Consider the following 1,616-nt stretch of genomic DNA (forward strand, 5'->3'; position numbering starts at 1 on the left):
GGCGGGGCCAAAGATCATGTTGCGTCCGCCGACCCTGACTGTACGGTCGGAGTTACGGGCATGATAGTCAAACTCAGCGGGAACAGTGGCGATCAACTTGCGGATAAGTTCGCGGGCAATGCGCACGCGATGCCCGGTAACCTCGGCTCCAGCCTGTCGCCAGATGGCAGCAGAGGCGTCATCACGAAATTCTATTCCGATGGTCTCGAGGATATTCATTGCATGATCGTCAATTGCCTCAACCCCGTCCTGCGCAAGCACTTCGTATGTCGGGATGTTGCGCACGGCGGTAGGAAGGTAAATCACCGGGCCTCTTAGTCGCGCGTCTCGCCGAGAAGCGGCACCGCCGCGCCGCGGCTTTGATGTAAGATTTTTGATTTCGAGCGTTTCTTGCACGATAAAGAACTCCAATGACTCCTCATGATTGCGGATCGGCCCGGACTAAACAACGATATAAGAATTGCGCTGCTGCGTAACCTGAGGTTACGCAGCAGCCTTCGCATTTCCAAGAGCTTCTGCGAGCCAAGCGAGGTGCCATCGCTGGTTGAGTTGCGGCGTACCGGCCAGATCGCCCGGACCGTGTTACTTGGAGTGGCGCAACTGACGGCGTTGGTGGCCGAGTTCCCCGGGAGGACCGGCCTGATCAGCGCGCCACGGCTGGCGCGAGATGAGCGAATCATCCTCATCTGGCTGATGGTTTCCGGCGTCAAGTAGCGGGCCGGCTGCACCGCCGATTTACTCAAGCAGCGGAGCCCGCCTAGGCGGAGGTTGGTGTTCAGCACGTCAAAGATCGAGCCCGATCTGGACGGAGTTCCTGCGCACGCTGGCGGAGGCCAGCGACCAATGGCGCTGCGTCGCGAACCAGATTCGGCCGAAGGTCCCTGAGCTCGCCGCTATCATGGACGAAGCTGAACACGAAGTGCTCGCCTATAATGACCTGCCCAAGGAACATCGGGCCAAGCTGCACTCGATACTCAATTAATCCAATCGAGCGGCATCTACGGTGAGATGATGCGGCGCCCACTTCGGAATCTTCCCTCAATGAAGAACTACATACTCAGCACGCGCCGGCCGTCTGGGTTGACGACCACCGCGATGACGACGAACGAGACGATGCGGCCGCTGCATATTCCACCAGGGTCACAGCCGCCTTTCCAAGGGGGCATCATGATGTCGTGGGAGGAGAAAAGTAGCCCACCGCGTTGACTCGTTTCAAAGAGCATCATTCGTCGGGCCACGATAGCGGCTCAAGCGCCTCCCTGATAAAAACGTATACAGAATCATCCCGTCAACACACGGGCACGGTTGAGGCGGAGCTATTCCAATCGCGCCTCAATCGAGCTCGGGGTGCCCTAAATCCACGCATGGGGTGAGGTGGCAACGTTTCTCGCTGGGCCTCCTGCCGATTATTTTGCTACGTCGCCCTCTTGACGTGTTGCCAGCCAGACCGCTAATGTATACTGAAATTGCGACGGATGCTTTGCATGAATGGGCTTTGGCGACGTGAGATAAAGGCGCCGATCTACGACGCCTCGAACGGTTGGTTCAGGTCGCTGGGCGTTGTGCCTGCTGCGCGTTCCCTAAAGGGATCTCTGGGCTCCGACTGGGTGATTGTT

Annotated in this window: 2 protein-coding genes and 1 pseudogene; 2 read left to right on the plus strand and 1 reads right to left on the minus strand. The window is 58.2% G+C overall.

What is annotated here, in order from left to right:
- On the minus strand, window positions 1–411 hold a 411-nt coding region (locus tag NKI88_RS31650; protein WP_352659322.1), incomplete at its 3' end, for a trimethylamine methyltransferase family protein.
- 120 nt (window positions 412–531) lie between these two features.
- Between NKI88_RS31650 and NKI88_RS31655 the strand changes: the two genes are divergently transcribed.
- Both NKI88_RS31655 and NKI88_RS31660 read left to right on the plus strand, forming a co-directional pair.
- Window positions 532–714: a hypothetical protein gene (locus NKI88_RS31655; RefSeq protein WP_352659324.1), complete on the plus strand. Its 183-nt coding sequence runs from the start codon at window positions 532–534 to the stop codon at window positions 712–714.
- Window positions 715–829: 115 nt separating this feature from the next.
- Window positions 830–970 (plus strand): annotated as a pseudogene (locus NKI88_RS31660) (IS256 family transposase); the annotation flags it as partial.
- Window positions 971–1,616 lie beyond the last annotated feature (646 nt).

Origin of the sequence: Mesorhizobium sp. M0317 (assembly GCF_040321555.1) — a bacterium.
Lineage (GTDB): Bacteria > Pseudomonadota > Alphaproteobacteria > Rhizobiales > Rhizobiaceae > Mesorhizobium.